Below are 14,885 nucleotides of genomic sequence, written 5' to 3' on the forward strand. Positions count from 1 at the left end.
AAACGGCTAACGCCGAGATTTTCCGAGCGGCACCTTGAGCCGGATCATCGCGCGATTGCTCTGCACCCCGCCGACGCTGGCGGCCTCGGTCTCCGCGGCCAGCGTCGCGCGGCCGCCGAGGATGCCGGTCTCGGCCTTGGGGAGCGCAGCGGCGTCGGCGTCGTAGCGATCGGAGAGCGGGCGGAGGCGGTAGCGTTCCGGATCAAGGCGCTGGCCACAGACGACCACGTCGTTGCCGGCCGGGGCGCGGCACGGGTCGGGCGCGACAGGCTTGTCGAGCAACGGGCCTGCGACGGCGGACTGGAGGATGAACCAGAGCGCCGTCATGTCCTATCTCCCGAAAGCCACGTCAGAGCCCAGCGTGTTCGAGCCCGGCATCCACCGCCGCACGGCTCGCCTCTGACGGCCAGGTCATCGGCAGGCGCAAGCCATCGGGGAAGCCGGGGCGCACCTTGGTCATCGCGTACTTCACCGGGCCAGGCGACGCGTCGGTGAACAGCGACGTGTGGAGCGCGAACAGCCGGTCGTGCAGGTCGCGCGCTGTCGCAATGTCACCCGCAGCACAGGCGCGCTGGAAGTCGGCGCATAGCCCCGGCGCGACATTGGCGGTGACCGAGATGCACCCCACCCCGCCATTGGCGTTGAAGGCGAGCCCGAGGTCGTCGTTCCCGGAAAGCTGGCAGAAGTCCGCGCCCAGCCCGGCGCGGTGCTGCGTCACGCGGGTCAGCACGCCCGAGGCGTCCTTCACCGCGACGAAGACCTTCGGAAACGCCGCGACGATGCGGATCAGCGTGTCGGGCTGGATATCGGTGACGGTCCGCGCGGGGACGTTGTAGAGGACGATCGGCAGCGGTGAGTCGGCGGCGAGTGCCTCGAAATGGCGATAGATGCCCTCCTGCGACGGGCGATTGTAATAAGGCGGCACCATCAGCGCCGCATCCGCCCCCGCCTCGCGAGCGGCGTGCAGATTCGCGGCGGCGACGCGCGTATCGTTCGATCCCGCCCCGGCAATCACCGGCACGCGTCCCTTCGCCTGATCGACGCAGACTCGGACGATCGCGAATTGCTCCTCCTTGGTCAGCGTCGCCGCCTCGCCGGTGGTGCCGCACGGCACGAGCGCGGAGGAGCCCTCGACGATTTGCCACTCGATCAGGTCGCGATACGCCGACTCGACGAAATCGCCCTGCGCATCGAACGGCGTGACCAATGCGGGGATGGAACCTGAGAACATGAGACGAATTTGCTCCTGACGCGCGTTTGGGGGACGCGGTTCAGCGCAGATACGGCTAGGGCTGCTATGCTGTCCACCACGGGCGTTGGTCAAAAACAGTGAAGGCGGGTGCGTTGATCCTTTTCGTTGCAGCAGCAGGAATCCTGGCGGTCGTCGCCGGGCAATATGGTGCGGTGCCCGCGACCCAGCCGGCACAACCCCCGGTCGCGGCGGCCCCGTTGCCGGGCATGGCGCAGCCGGTCGCGCAGTGGAAGGCGCTGCAACAGACCGACGCGTTGCCGTTCGACAGCTATTTCTCGTTCATCAGTGCCCATCCCGGCTGGCCGGGCGAGGCCGGTTTCCGACGCACGCTGGAGCGCAAGGCGGCGACCGATCCGAATACGCCGGTGGCGAGCGTCGCGGCGTTCTGCCGCCGGTGGAAGCCGTTGACCGCGGCGGGCTGGATCGCCTGCGCACGCGCCTATCAGTCGACCGGCGCGACGATCGACGCGCAGGTGGCGGCGCGCACCGGCTGGCGGCTCGGCAATCTGTCGCCGCAGGACGAATCGACCGTGCTGACCCAGTTCGCCAGCGCGCTATCGCCTGCCGACCATGACGCGCGCACCGATGCGTTGCTGTGGCAGGGTGCGACCAGCAGCGCGCAACGAATGCTCGCTTATACCAGTGAGGCCGCGCGCGCGCTGTTCACCGCGCGGCTGGCGTTCCGCAGCAATGCCGAGAACGCCTCGGCGCTCGCCGCCAGCTATGACGCGATCGGCGCACGCGATGCGGGCTATATCGCCGACAAGGCGATGTGGCTGCGCAACTCGGGCGCAAGCCCCAGCGCGCGCGGCTGGCTGGCGCGCACCCGCACCGACATGACGCGGCCGGGCAATGTCGAGAAATTCTACGAGGCGCTGCTGGTCAATGCACGCGCGGCGGCGGCGGACGGCCAGTGGCAGACCGCCTATGACATCGCGCGCCAGATCGACGACGCTTACCCGGCGGGCACCGACGTCTCGACCAAGCCTTATGGCGAGCGCGACGATTATACCTCGCTGGCGTGGCTGGCGGGTCAGGCCGCGCTCAAGCTCGGCCGTCCCGCGGATGCGCGCGCGATGTTCGAACGCTACGGGCTCGGCAGCCAGTCGCCGCAGACGCGCGCCAAGGGGCTCTATTGGGCGGCGCGCACCGCCGAGCAGGCGCGCCAACCCGACGCCAATGCGCTGTTCGAGCGCACCGCCGGCTATCGCGACCAATATTACGGCCAATTGGCGATCGAGCATCTCCGCCGCCCGCTGACCGCGCCCCCTGCCCCGCCGACGCCGGTGATAGCGGCGACAGCGCGCTCGGCTTTCTATGGTCGGGAGGTGGTGCGCGCGGCGCAGTTCCTCGGGCAGGCCGGGCAATATCAGGACCAGACCGCCTTCGTGAAGCAGATCGCGGCGGATGCGACCAGCGACACCGACCATTACCTCGCGGACGAATTGTCGCGCTCGCTCGGCCGCCCCGATCTTGGCGTGCTGCTCGGGCGCAGCGCGATGCAGAACGGCCTGACCGAATATAGCGCCACCGGCTTCCCGACCGTCGCGGTGCCGAGCGGATACGAGGCGGAGTGGCCGATGATCCACGCGGTCGCGCGGCAGGAAAGCCAGTTCGACCGCATGGCGCGCAGCCCGGTCGGCGCGAGCGGCTTGATGCAGTTGATGCCGGGCACCGCACGCGAGCAGGCCGGCAAGCTCGGGCTCAGCTACGATCCGCTGCGGCTGACCAACGACACCAATTACAACATCCAGCTCGGCTCGAGCTATTTTCAGCGGATCTTCGCGCTGTACGGCAGCTATCCGCTGGCGATCGCCGCCTACAATGCCGGGCCGGGCAACGTGAACAAGTGGCTGCGCGCCAACGGCGATCCGCGCACCGGGAGCGTCGACGCGGTCGATTGGGTCGAGGCGATCCCGTATGGCGAGACACGCAACTACGTCCAGCGGGTGCTCGAAAATGCGGTCGTCTACGATCTGATGAACCCCTCGCGCGCCAAGAGCCGCGGGCCGAACAATCTCAGCTGGTATCTCGGGCGGTCGCGCGGCGGATGAACGACCGGCCCAATTACCTGACGCCCGACGGCTATCGGAAGCTGCGCGAGGAGTATGAGCAGCTGTTCGCCAAGGATCGTCCCGCGCTGGTCGAGACAATCAGCTGGGCGGCGGGGAACGGCGATCGGTCCGAGAACGGCGACTATATCTACGGCCGCAAGCGACTGCGCGAGATCGACCGTCGGCTCGGCTGGCTGTCGAAGCGGATGAAGGCCGCCAAGGTCGTCGATCTCGCGCAGCAGCAGGACCGCTCGCGCGTGTGGTTCGGCGCGACCGTGACGATCGCCGACGAGGACGACAACGAACGCGTGCTGACGCTCGTCGGCGACGACGAGGCCGAGGCGGGCGCTGGGCGGGTCGGATGGAATGCGCCGATCGCGCGCGCCTTGCGCGGCGCGGCGGTCGGCGACGTGCGGCGCGTCATGTTGCCGGCGGGCGAGCGGGAATATGAGATCGTGGCGATCGGCTATCCCGAGCCACAGGGGTCGTGATTGTTCGACCACCGCCCGCATTGTGAGATCACCCCCGCCCCCCACGACCGTCATTCCCGCGGAGGCGGGGATCCAGAACCTCTGATCTATCGCCTCCATCGACGGACCTGCGCGTCTGGATTCCCGCCTTCGCGGAACGACGAAGTTCCGATCAATCACGACGTTTCGTCAGATCACGATGTTGCGAGGGGATCACGATGGCGTTGACCCAGCGCTTCCCGCAGTCGATGCAGCGCAGATGGCTGCCGACGACAATCCCAATCTAAACATCGCGCTGCTGATCGACGCCGACAATGCGTCGTGGCAAGCGCTCGACCCCGTGCTGACCGCCCTTGCCGAGTTCGGCCGCGTCAACGTGCGCCGCGTCTACGGCAATTGGTCCAAGGAAGGGCTGAAGGGCTGGCGCGAGATGAGCGTCAAGCACGGCATCGAACCGCAGCAGCAGTTCGACCTGACGCGCGGCAAGAACGCCACCGACATGAAGATGACGATCGACGCGATGGATCTGCTCCACCGCGGCCGGGTGGATGCGTTCGGGATCATGTCGTCGGACAGCGACTTCATGCCGCTCGCCACCCGCATCCGGCAGGACGGGCTCGACGTCTACGGCTTCGGCAACAGCAACACGCCGGCGGGCTTTCGCAACGCCTGCACGCGCTTCATCGACGTCAACGCGCTGATGGAGACGACCAAGCCGAAGCGCGCGCGGCGGGTCGAGGTGCCGTTCGGCGAGTCGGTGCCGCCGCCGATCGGCGTGTCGGCAACTGCGCCGCCGCCAGCCCCTGCCCCGGCGACGACGCGCCCGGCGGAAGATCCCGAACTGCTGCAGCTGCTCCACGACGCCTATGATTCGCTGAAGCCCGACGCAAAGGGGTTCGTGCGGCTTTCCGCCCTGGGCCAGCGCGCGGCCAACCGGTCGAGCTTCGACGTGCGCAATTATGGCTACAAGCGGTTGTCCGACCTGGTCGATGCGATCGGGTCGATCGATGTCGACCGCCGCGACAATCACGTGCTGGTACGATGGAAGGATTGACGATGCGGCTTACTTTGGCGCTGGCGCTGGCCGCGACGATCGCCACTCCGGTGCTGGCGGAGGATGCTTCGCCGCAGCGGCTGTCCGACGACGTGCGCGTGCTCGCGTCGCCCGAATATGGCGGACGCGCGCCCGGTACGGCCGGCGAGAAGAAGACGCTCGACTGGCTGGTCGCGCGCTTCACGGCGCTCGGGTTCCAGCCCGGCGGCTCGGACGGTCAGTGGCTGCAGAAAGTCCCGCTGATCCACACCCGCGTCGCGCCGGACGCGCGGATGACGATCGGACGCACGACGGTGACGCAGGGCAAGGAGATCGCGGTCACCACGGTACGTGCCGTGCCGACCGTGGCGATCACCGACTCGCCGATGGTGTTCGTCGGCTATGGCGTGTCCGCACCCGAGGCCGGATGGGACGACTTCAAGGGCATGGACATACGCGGCAAGACCCTGGTCTTCCTCGTCAACGATCCCGACTTCGAAGCGCAGCCCGGCGACGACGCCAAGGGCAAGTTCGGCGACCGCCGGATGACCTATTACGGGCGCTGGACCTACAAGTTCGAGGAAGCCGCACGACGCGGGGCGGCCGCCGCGCTGATCGTCCATGATACCGGCGGTGCCGGCTACCCATGGTCGACGGTCAATGCCTCGAACGGCGAGAATTACGACATCGTCCGGACCGCCAGCGATCCCCGCGTGCCATTACAAGGCTGGATCGAACATGACGTGGCCGACCGCCTGTTCGCCGACGCCGGGCTCGATCTCGCGAAGCTGCGCGTCGCGGCGCGGTCCAAGGCGTTTCGCCCCGTCGCGATGAAGCCACTTTTCTCCGCCGGTGCGACGGTCGCGGTCGAGCGGATCGAAAGCGCCAACGTGCTGGCGAAGATCCCGGGCACGAAGCGCCCCCACGAGACCGTGATGTTCGCGGCCCATTGGGACGCGTATGGCGAAGGCCCGGCGGATGCGTCGGGCAAGACGCTGCGCCCCGGGGCCAACGACGATGCGCTGGGTAGCGCCGGCGTGGTCGAACTGGCGCGCCTGTTCAAGGCGGCGCCCGCGCCGGAGCGGACCTTGGTGTTCGCGCTATGGACCGGCGAGGAACGCGGGTTGCTGGGCTCCGAACATTATGCTGCGCATCCGGTCTATCCGCTCGCCAAGACCGCGGCGAACCTGACGCTCGACATCCTCCAGACCGCGGGTCCCGCAAAGGACGTGGTGCTGGTCGGGCAAGGACAATCGTCGCTCGACGGGTTGCTGGCGGAGGCGGCGCGTGCGCAGGGCCGTGTCGTGACACCGGAGACGTTCAGCGAGCGCGGGCTCTTCTATCGCGCCGACCATTTCTCGGTGGTGCGGCGCGGGGTGCCGTCGCTGCTGCTGATGGCGCTGGGCGGCGCGGCGGACCTGCGCGACGGCGGTCGTGCGGGCGGGCAAAAGTGGCTCGATGATTACATGGCCTGCTATCACAAGACCTGCGACGCCTGGGATGCTGGATGGAAGCTGCAGGGCGCCGCGGCGGACGTCGACCTGTTCCACGCGATGGGGGCGCGGCTATCGAAGGCAGGCGTGTGGCCGACGTGGAGCGCGGGCAGCGAGTTTCTGACGCTGCGCAACAAAAGCGCGGGGGAGCGGAAGTAGGCGCTCGACGATCCGGAGTTTGTCAGCGTTGTGAAAAAGCGCGATCGCGGAGGCGACGATCGGTAACAGTTCGGGCTGGCACAGGTTATTGTGCACGGCCTCTCAGATAGATCGCCTAGGATCGTCGGCTATTGTCGATCATGACAAGGGGTGCATCCGACAAGATCGAAGAACTGCCGAATACGAAAGACGTCATCTTGAGAACCGCCGCTCGCCGGAAGCATGAAATGGGCGGGAGCACGGGCACCCCGCTTTGGCGCGGCGGAAAGGACCAGATACTGAGCGTCCATGCCGATAAATTCTCGATCCCCATGTGGCCTTGGCCCGCCATCCGGACTTGGTGGATGCCAGCCAGGAGCATTCGGATCGTCGGTTGACGCGATGTTCTGCAGACCGTTGCTGCCGCCGTCCCATGGCAACCACCAGGACGTCGTCTTCGCCTCGGCATTGCGAACCGTCAACGCGACACGAGCCGGCCAGTCCGCACCGCTCTCCACTGGATGGAAGGCGGCGGTCACCTCAGGATGATGCCTTAGCGCGTAATGCGCTCGCTCGACCGCACAGGTCGGGCCAGCGAGACTTGCAAGCACCAAAAATGCGATCATCGGCTCGATCCCCAATCGCCGTAGCAGCCGGCGCTGGTTCGATCGTATGACGCAACGATGGGCGGCTCAACGTTGCCCGGCCGTCATGGGTCAGCAAGGGACGGAGCGCTTTCGCGACCCGCCCCTCACCCCGCTCAGCGCGTCAGCTTCTTATATGCCAGCCGTGTCGGACGGTCGGCCGCGTCGCCCAGACGACGGCGCTTGTCCTCTTCGTAACTTTCGTAATTGCCCTCGAACCATTCGACATGGCTGTCACCCTCGAAGGCCAGGATGTGCGTGCACAGGCGATCGAGGAAGAAGCGATCGTGGCTGATCACCACCGCACAGCCCGCGAACGTCTCCAGCGCCTCCTCGAGCGCGCGCAGCGTCTCGACGTCGAGATCGTTGGTCGGTTCGTCGAGCAGCAGGACGTTGCCGCCCTCCTTGAGCATCTTGGCCATATGGACGCGGTTGCGCTCACCGCCCGATAGCTGGCCGACCTTCTTCTGCTGATCCGGGCCGCGGAAGTTGAACGCGCCGACATAGGCGCGCGTCCCCATCTCCTGCTTGCCGAACCGAAAGATTTCCAGCTCGTCGGAGATTTCCTGCCAGACGTTCTTGTTCGGATCGAGATCGTCGCGGCTCTGGTCGACATAGCCGAGCTTGACGGTCGAGCCGACCTCGATCGTCCCCAAATCCGGCGTCTCCTGCCCGGTGATGAGCTTGAACAGCGTCGACTTGCCAGCGCCGTTCGGCCCGATCACCCCGACGATGCCGCCCGGCGGCAACGTGAAGTCGAGGTTGTCGAACAGCAACTTGTCGCCATACGCCTTGGTCAGCCCCTTGGCCTCGATCACCTTGCCGCCCAGCCGCGAGGGAAGCTGGATCAGGATCGCGGCCTTGCCGGCAACGCGGTTCTCCTGCTTCTCCATCAGCTCGTCGAACGCGCGGATACGGGCCTTGCTCTTGGTCTGGCGAGCCTTTGGCGTCTGGCGCATCCACGCCAGTTCGTCGGCGATCGCCTTCTGCTTGCCGGCTTCCTCGCGCTCTTCCTGCTCGAGACGCTTGGCCTTCTTCTCGAGATAGCCCGAGTAGTTCGACTCATAGGTGTAGTAACGCCCGCGATCCAGCTCGAGCACCCAGTTGACGACGTTGTCGAGGAAGTAGCGATCGTGGGTAACGAGGATGACGTTACCGGTATATTCCTTGAGGTAGTTCTCCAGCCACGACACGCTTTCGGCGTCGAGGTGGTTGGTCGGCTCGTCGAGCAGCAGGATGTCTGGCTTTTCCAGCAACAGCTTGCACAGCGCGACGCGCCGCTTCTCACCGCCGGACAGATTGGTGACCGCGGAGTCGCCGGGCGGGCAGCGAAGTGCCTCCATCGCCTGTTCGAGCTGGCTGTCGAGCGCCCAGCCGTCGACCGCGTCGATCTTCGCCTGAAGATCGCCCATTTCCTCCATCAGCGCGTCGAAATCGGTGTCGTCCTTCGGATCGCCCATTTCGGCCGAGATTGCATTGAAGCGATCGACGAGATCCGCGACCGGACGCACGCCGTCCTTGACGTTGCCCATTACGTCCTTGGTCGGATCGAGCAGCGGCTCCTGCGCGAGATAGCCGACGCGGACGCCGTCCGCGGCCCATGCCTCGCCGACGAAATCCGGGTCCATCCCGGCCATGATCTTCATCAGCGTCGACTTGCCCGAGCCATTCGGCCCGATGATCGCGATCTTTGCCGAGGGCAGGAATTGCAAATGGATATTGTTGAGGACGGGCTTGTTCGCGCCCGGGAAGGTCTTGGTAAGACCCTTCATGACATAGGTATACTGGACGGCCATCTGGCGCGCGGCTCCGTAAAAGAGAGGGTGCGGCGAAAAAATCGTTGGCGCGCATGTAAGCGCAGCCCGCGCCGTTGGCAAACCGCACCGCGCCGGTTACGCCACGCTCCATGAAGCATCTTGCCCCGTTGACGCTCGCCCTGCTCCTCGCCACCCCCGCCGCCGCGCAGCGCACCGCGCCGCCCACACCGGCCGCCGTCGATCCACAGGTCGCCGCGCTGCGCGACGCCGCGCTGAAGGACGACCTCGCCTATGAGATCGTCGAGGGGCTGACCACCGAGGTCGGGCAGCGACTGGCCGGGACCGAGGCGGAGGCGCGCGCGCGCGATTGGGCGGTGAAGAAGCTGACCGCGCTCGGCTTCAGCAACGTCCGCGCCGAACCGTACCGGATGGCGGTGTGGGTGCGCGGTGACGAAACCGCGGAGCTCGTCGCGCCGGTGCCGCAGAAGTTGACGCTCGCCGCGCTCGGCAATTCGGCGAGCACCGGCGCCAAGGGGCTCACCGCCGAACTGGTGGTCTTCCCCTCCTATACCGAGTTCGCCAACGCCCCCGCCTCGGCGGTCCGCGACAAGATCGTCTACATCGGCAACGCGATGCAGCCGACGCAGGACGGGTCGAGCTATGGCAGCAGCGGCACCGCGCGCTTCACCGGGCCGGCGACAGCCTCGCAAAAGGGCGCGGCGGCGATCGTGATCCGCTCGATCGGCACCGATGCGCACCGGCTGCCGCATACCGGCACCACCACCTTCCCCGCCGGCGTCAAGCCGATCCCCGCCGCCGCGCTCTCCGCTCCCGACGCGGCGCTGATCGAGCGGTTGGCGAAGCGCGGGCAGCCGATCCGCCTCAAGCTGCTGCTGACACCGAAGATGATCGGCGAGCGCGAGTCGGGCAATGTCATCGCCGAGGTGCCGGGCACCGATCCTGCCGCGGGCGTCGTGCTGGTGGGTGGGCATCTCGACAGCTGGGACCTCGGCACCGGCGCGATCGACGACGCCAGCGGTGTCGCGATCACCACCGCTGCAGCCAAGCGCATCATGGACAGCGGAAAGCGCCCGCGCCGCACGATCTCGCGTCGTGTGGTTCGGAGCCGAGGAAGTCGGCGGCTTCGGCGGCGCGGCCTATGCCAAGCGCCACGGTGCCGAACGCCACGCCACCGCCTCCGAAAGCGACTTCGGCGCCGACCGCGTCTGGCGGTTCGAGACGCAATTTCCCGACGCCGCCAAGGCGGTGACTGCCCGGCTGGCCAGCGCGCTTGCTCCGCTCGGCATCGTTGCCGGCAGCGGACGTGCGGGCGACGGCACCGATATCGCGCCGACGATCGCGACCGGCGTGGCCGGTGTCGACCTCAACCAGTCCGGGCTGCGCTATTTCGACACCCACCACACGCCCGACGACACACTGGAGCGCGTCGACCCCGAACAATTGCGCCAGAACGTCGCGGCTTGGACGACGATGCTCGCGATCGTCGCCAACGCGCCCGAAGAAATCGGCGCAGTGCCGCGGCCGTGAAAATCGCGTGAAAAGGGTGCCTGAACGGGTCACCATTCGTCGCAACCTTTCGCAAAGGTGAATTTTGCTTATTGACCCCCCGGTTGGTAGGGTATTGCGAGCGTTCGCGACGGCGCTGGGGTCGGGCGCGAGTGTTTTTATGTAATGCTTGGGAGCATTCCGATGAAGAAGATCCTGCTCGTTGCCGCCGCCGCTGGCCTGATGTCGGTCGCCGCTTGCTCGAAGTCGCCTGAGGCTTCGGCGGTCGAGAACAACGCCGACATGATGGCAGACAACATGGACGCCATGGCGGCCAACGTTGCCGACATGTCGAACACCACTGCGAACCCGTTCTCCGAGGACAACGCTGAGGCGGTTGCCGAGAACATCCACTCGGCCGCCGACAACGTTCGTGACGCGGGCGAGGACGCTGCGAAGAACATGTAATCGACGGGAGCCGTGCCGGTGGTCATGCGGAAGTTCCTTCCCCTGCTCGCGATTGCGCTTTGCGGCGTGACGGCGTGCAGTGACCGCTCAGGCACGGCTTCGATCGGTAACAATGCCGAGGCGATGGCCGACGCGCTGGAGCGCAAGGCCAACGATCTCGATGCGATGGCTGAAGCCACCGCCAACGACAGCGCCGCCGCCATGCTGGAGGGTGCTGCCGACAATCTTGCGGACCAGGCGGACAATGTCCGCGACTTGGCCGAGGATGGTGCCGCAAAGCGCTGAGCGTATTGTGGTTTGGCGGAGGTCATCCGTTGCGAGGCGCCCCCGGGCGCCTCTTCTTTTTGTGAGGGTATGATCCGGCGCTTGCACGCGGCGGATGCGCGGCCTAGGCCGAACCCTCCACGCGTCGGGGAGTGGCGCAGTCTGGTAGCGCGCCTGCTTTGGGAGCAGGATGTCGCAGGTTCGAATCCTGTCTCCCCGACCAACTCACGCTAAGCTGTTGATTTCACGTCGCCAACCCGGCGATCGGGAACCGTTGTACCCACGGTTGTACCCATCGCTGTACCCATCGGGGGCAATGACGTGGGATTGCCGAACCTGAAACTGCGCGGCGGCAGCTATCATTGGCGGCGCAAGATCATGGTGGCGGGCCGGCCGCTGCCGCTCTCGATTTCGTTACGGACCGGGAATTATTCGCGAGCTCGCGCTATATCCGCCCGACTGAGTGTCGCAGTCGAGGGTTTGCGCATGGCCTATGGTCAGTTCACCGCCATGAGCCGCGAGCAGATAAGGCAGGTGTTCAGCGACGCGTTGCGCTGGCAGCTCCAGCGCATCGAGCAGGATCAAGTCGGCAGCCTGGCGGACCCGGGCGACCACGCCACCGCGAACTCGCTTCATGCCGAGGCATGGGAGTTCCTCGCCCGCGGCGGTATCGGGGCGCGCTGGACGCTCGACGAGCATCAGCGCCTAGTTGCGAGCGGCTGGAGCCCAGCACAGGCCAAGACTGTGGCGAACATCATCTTCGACCTCCAGAACGGCGGCGCCATCTCAGGCGACCAGGTGTCGGACTATAGCGAAGTCTTTGGCCTCACCGTCACGGCCGAGAGTGTCGCGCGCGTTCAACGCCTCATCTGCAAGGCCAGGGCGGCGGCGTGCCACCAGGCGACGGCGCGGCTTTCCTGGGGCGAGGACGAAAGCGATGCGTGGATCGACGAAGCACTCCGCGACGACACCCCCTTTGCCTTTGAACGGTCGAGCCAGCCACGACGCCAGACGCCGGCACGCCCATGCCGCCCGCCCCGACCGTGGAAGGCGAGCCGACGCCCCGCTACCGGTGCGCCCGAAGATGTCCCTGATAGAGGCCAGCGAGGAAGCGATCGCCGACCACCAGAAGGACGGCGACTGGGACACCGACACGGTCAAACAGGTGCGGACCGCGATCCGCCTGTTCGATTATGCCTGCGGCACCGCCATCATGATCGAAGACCTCGAACAATCGCATGTCCGCGCCTTCACCAAGCTGTGTGCCGCCCTGCCGAACCGCTGGGGCCGAACCCGCGAGGAGCGCGCCGGCGGCTTCGAAGCCAGCCTTGCCCGCGCTGCAACCCTGCCCGCGTCCGAAGTCGGTCTCGGTCAGGTGACGGTCAACAAACATCTGACTTGGGTGACCTCGGTCCTGGACCACGCTGCGGGCGAGGATGGCGATGAAACTGGCCATTGCCCCGCGATCCCGCTTCTGTTCAAAACGGCGCGAAAGGGTGCGGGCAAGGGCCCGCGGAAGGACCGCAAGCGCAAGCGTGACAAGCGCGCCAACTGGACGAAGGCCGAAGTTGCACACCTGCTGTCCGCGCTGATCTGGACGGGCACAAAAGGGGTCGACCACCGCCTGACGCCCGGAACCGAAATCATTCATGACGCCTAGTATTGGTTGCCGCTTATGCTGCCGCTCTACGGCGGCCGCAGTTCCGAATTGACCGGGTTGGGGCTGGCCGAGGTGCACGAGCATGAGCCGATCCCCTATTTCGTCATCGACTATACTGAGGATCGCCCGCTCAAGAATGTCCAGTCGATCCGCAAGCTGCCGATCCATCCCGAACTGATCCGGCTTGGCTTCATCGACTATATCACCGAACTGCGCCGCGCCGGCTGCACGATGCTCTTCCCCGAAATGGGGTCGACCGACTCGTCCAGCTTCGCGAGCACCTTCTACAAGGCGATCTTCATCAAGCTGCGGCGCTGGGCCTTTCCGAACGGAACGGAATGGCGCCGCCGAATTGGCGGGGCATGGAAGGACAAGGACGTCCACAGCTATCGCGGCCTCGCCACCACCATGTTGAAAGGCCGCGTGAGTGACAGCCTGCGCTGCGATATCTTCGGCCATGAAGGCGAAACCTAAACCACAGGCGACTTTCTCGCCATGCTTCAGGCGGCCAACGGCGGCACGATCGAAGACGCTCGCCAGTCAGTTCTCGATGCTCTCGGCGGCATTCCTATCGGTCGCGGAGCCGAACCTGCGGAGGTTGCCGACCTGATCGCCTATCTTGCCGCCGACCGCGCAGCCGCGATCCACGGCGCAGAGTTTGTCATCGACGGAGGAACGATCCGCACTGTTTGACCGCCTGGTGGTTGCTCGCCCTTTGGGGCGAGCGACTCTCCAAGCTATCGCCGCCTTGACCCACACTCGGTCATCCAATGTTCGATCGACGCGAAAATGATTGATGCCATCGCTAATGCGGCCAGCGAAACGCGATTTCGTACAGGCCGATGGCAACTTCAAAAGCGATGAGCCCGATTACTGACAATTCAAGACGCAACGAGCGTTTGTCCTGTACCAAGTCAAGCAACCATTCGGCTGAGTCGCCGAGCATCTCGAGCTTGCGCTCAATCGTGCGCATGCGATCGCCCAGCTCATATTCCGCTTCGAGGCGTCCATAAAGACGGTCGAGCTCCGGATGCTCCCAGAGCAGATCCGGCTTCTCGCCGATACGCGCGCGTCCGACGACGCGGTGCTGAGCGGAGAGGACGCTCCCGATCTGGCGCATGATCTGACGGATGGGAAGATGGGCGCGACCATGCTCCCGCATGTCGGTGAGAAGCGGCTCGATCCGGTCGAAAGCGTCCTCGATGCGCATCTCGTCGCGCGCCAGGACCACGGAGCGCGCGAGAACGGTGGCGGCGAGCAGTAGCCGCTCGGAAGTTACTTCTCGCAGCCGGATACGGCCGTCGGCGGATACGGTTTCCTCTCCTTCGTCACGCAGTTCGACGCGGGCGGTCTCGATCTCGGGGGTGGCCGGCGGATCGACGGCATGCGGCGCAACCTGGGCCAGGATCAGCGCCTCTTCCGTAGGCGTTGCACCGACGAGGACGACTGCGCCGTAGCGGAAGACAAACGCGCCTGCACCCTTCAGCTCGACCATCTCGGGATCGCTGAATCCGGCGAGCGCGCGCATATCGATACGCGTGCCCAGGAGATGCGCGCGCATCTCGACCTGGTCACCTCTTCCGGGCAGCGGTGCGACGAGCGCCTCCGGCACCCCGGTCGGTCGTAGCGTCTGTGTGTCGGGCACGAGCATATCCCCTTTATCGAGCGACTCTCGAAAGATTCTATGTTCCCGACGATCCGGCGCAGCCACGCCACAGTTGGCGACGATGTTCCGCTGTAGGCCGCTTGGCGCTTCCAGCAAGTCTTCGACCGCACAATGGGAACTTGGAAAGAAGGCCGCCAAGGCCGCACACGAGTGATCGTGAACCCGATCTCCCCCGCGGGGCGAAACCCGTGCCAAAAGCGCCACAGCGGTCCGGGCAATATTTCACGGCGCCCCAGTCGCGCTCCCGCTTCTTGCGCCAAGCGAACGGCCGGTACCCGATCCCGGAGAACGGGCAGTTCGCTGTGCATTCCACCGCCTCTCGCGGCGCGGGTCGGCTTCGCGATCGGTTATGAAAGCCAGTCGCAGTTCAGCCGTGACTATGGTCGCCTGTTCGGCGCGCCGCCCGATCCCGACGCGATCGCCCTTCGATCGCAACTCGTATCAGAACCGGCGCTACCGTAATACTTAACTCCGTCAAGC

At 66.0% G+C, this 14,885-nt stretch carries 16 protein-coding genes, 1 tRNA gene and 1 pseudogene; 11 read left to right on the forward strand and 7 right to left on the reverse strand.

Annotated elements, in window-relative coordinates:
- Positions 1-6: 6 nt before the first annotated feature.
- Both QP166_RS08390 and dapA read right to left on the reverse strand, forming a co-directional pair.
- A complete protein-coding gene (locus QP166_RS08390) occupies positions 7-327 on the reverse strand; it encodes a hypothetical protein (RefSeq protein ID WP_333915500.1) in 321 nt (106 codons plus the stop codon).
- Between the two features lie 22 nt (positions 328-349).
- Complete coding sequence (gene dapA / locus QP166_RS08395; protein ID WP_333915501.1) at positions 350-1,231, reverse strand: 4-hydroxy-tetrahydrodipicolinate synthase; 882 nt, start codon at positions 1,229-1,231, stop codon at positions 350-352.
- Positions 1,232-1,344: 113 nt separating this feature from the next.
- On the opposite strand from dapA, the gene QP166_RS08400 reads away from it, so the two are divergent.
- From QP166_RS08400 to QP166_RS08415, 4 genes are all read left to right on the forward strand, one after another.
- Entirely contained in the window at positions 1,345-3,306 is a 1,962-nt protein-coding gene (locus QP166_RS08400) for a lytic transglycosylase domain-containing protein (RefSeq protein WP_333915502.1), read from the forward strand.
- Positions 3,303-3,797 (forward strand): transcription elongation factor GreB, encoded by a 495-nt coding sequence (gene greB, locus QP166_RS08405; RefSeq protein ID WP_333915503.1) that lies wholly within the window; start codon positions 3,303-3,305, stop codon positions 3,795-3,797. Before QP166_RS08400 ends, greB begins: the two co-directional genes overlap by 4 nt.
- 238 nt (positions 3,798-4,035) lie before the next feature.
- The gene (locus QP166_RS08410; protein WP_333915504.1) at positions 4,036-4,830 is read left to right on the forward strand and encodes an NYN domain-containing protein; all 795 of its coding nucleotides are present in this window, start codon (positions 4,036-4,038) and stop codon (positions 4,828-4,830) included.
- Positions 4,831-4,832: 2 nt separating this feature from the next.
- A complete protein-coding gene (locus QP166_RS08415; RefSeq protein ID WP_333915505.1) occupies positions 4,833-6,461 on the forward strand; it encodes a M28 family peptidase in 1,629 nt (542 codons plus the stop codon).
- 128 nt (positions 6,462-6,589) lie between these two features.
- Here QP166_RS08415 and QP166_RS08420 read toward each other — a convergent pair whose 3' ends face one another.
- Both QP166_RS08420 and ettA read right to left on the reverse strand, forming a co-directional pair.
- Positions 6,590-7,066, reverse strand: a complete 477-nt coding sequence (locus tag QP166_RS08420) for a hypothetical protein (protein ID WP_333915506.1) — start codon at positions 7,064-7,066, stop codon at positions 6,590-6,592.
- 134 nt (positions 7,067-7,200) lie between these two features.
- Positions 7,201-8,880: an energy-dependent translational throttle protein EttA gene (gene ettA, locus QP166_RS08425; protein ID WP_333915507.1), complete on the reverse strand. Its 1,680-nt coding sequence runs from the start codon at positions 8,878-8,880 to the stop codon at positions 7,201-7,203.
- Between the two features lie 110 nt (positions 8,881-8,990).
- On the opposite strand from ettA, the pseudogene QP166_RS08430 reads away from it, so the two are divergent.
- The 4 genes and pseudogenes from QP166_RS08430 (at position 8,991) to QP166_RS08445 (ending at position 11,302) form a co-directional block, all read left to right on the forward strand.
- Positions 8,991-10,389, forward strand: a pseudogene (locus QP166_RS08430) (M20/M25/M40 family metallo-hydrolase).
- A gap of 162 nt (positions 10,390-10,551) precedes the next feature.
- On the forward strand, positions 10,552-10,815 hold the full coding sequence (locus QP166_RS08435; protein ID WP_333915508.1) for a hypothetical protein: 264 nt from the start codon (positions 10,552-10,554) through the stop codon (positions 10,813-10,815).
- A 12-nt stretch (positions 10,816-10,827) separates the two neighbouring features.
- Positions 10,828-11,100, forward strand: a complete 273-nt coding sequence (locus QP166_RS08440; RefSeq protein ID WP_333915509.1) for a hypothetical protein — start codon at positions 10,828-10,830, stop codon at positions 11,098-11,100.
- Positions 11,101-11,225: 125 nt separating this feature from the next.
- Positions 11,226-11,302 (forward strand) — tRNA-Pro (locus QP166_RS08445).
- Positions 11,303-11,493: 191 nt separating this feature from the next.
- Here QP166_RS08445 and QP166_RS08450 read toward each other — a convergent pair.
- Positions 11,494-11,778 (reverse strand): hypothetical protein, encoded by a 285-nt coding sequence (locus QP166_RS08450; RefSeq protein WP_333915510.1) that lies wholly within the window; start codon positions 11,776-11,778, stop codon positions 11,494-11,496.
- 385 nt (positions 11,779-12,163) lie between these two features.
- On the opposite strand from QP166_RS08450, the gene QP166_RS08455 reads away from it, so the two are divergent.
- Genes QP166_RS08455 through QP166_RS08465 form a run of 3 tightly spaced genes read left to right on the forward strand, consistent with a single transcriptional unit; the run spans position 12,164 to position 13,432 of the window.
- The gene (locus QP166_RS08455; RefSeq protein WP_333915511.1) at positions 12,164-12,739 is read left to right on the forward strand and encodes a hypothetical protein; all 576 of its coding nucleotides are present in this window, start codon (positions 12,164-12,166) and stop codon (positions 12,737-12,739) included.
- 15 nt (positions 12,740-12,754) lie between these two features.
- On the forward strand, positions 12,755-13,213 hold the full coding sequence (locus QP166_RS08460) for a hypothetical protein (protein ID WP_333915512.1): 459 nt from the start codon (positions 12,755-12,757) through the stop codon (positions 13,211-13,213).
- A 21-nt stretch (positions 13,214-13,234) separates the two neighbouring features.
- The gene (locus QP166_RS08465) at positions 13,235-13,432 is read left to right on the forward strand and encodes an SDR family oxidoreductase (protein ID WP_443027198.1); all 198 of its coding nucleotides are present in this window, start codon (positions 13,235-13,237) and stop codon (positions 13,430-13,432) included.
- A gap of 112 nt (positions 13,433-13,544) precedes the next feature.
- On the opposite strand, the gene QP166_RS08470 is transcribed toward QP166_RS08465, so the two are convergent.
- Together QP166_RS08470 and QP166_RS18980 are read right to left on the reverse strand one after the other, a co-directional pair.
- Positions 13,545-14,390 carry an RMD1 family protein gene (locus QP166_RS08470; protein WP_333915513.1) on the reverse strand — a complete coding sequence of 282 codons (846 nt, stop codon included), beginning with the start codon at positions 14,388-14,390 and terminating at the stop codon, positions 13,545-13,547.
- A gap of 31 nt (positions 14,391-14,421) precedes the next feature.
- Positions 14,422-14,718, reverse strand: coding sequence for a DUF2256 domain-containing protein (locus QP166_RS18980; RefSeq protein ID WP_443027199.1), 297 nt, complete (start codon positions 14,716-14,718; stop codon positions 14,422-14,424).
- Positions 14,719-14,885: the final 167 nt, after the last annotated feature.

Source organism: Sphingomonas sp. LR60 (genome assembly GCF_036855935.1).
GTDB lineage: Bacteria > Pseudomonadota > Alphaproteobacteria > Sphingomonadales > Sphingomonadaceae > Sphingomonas.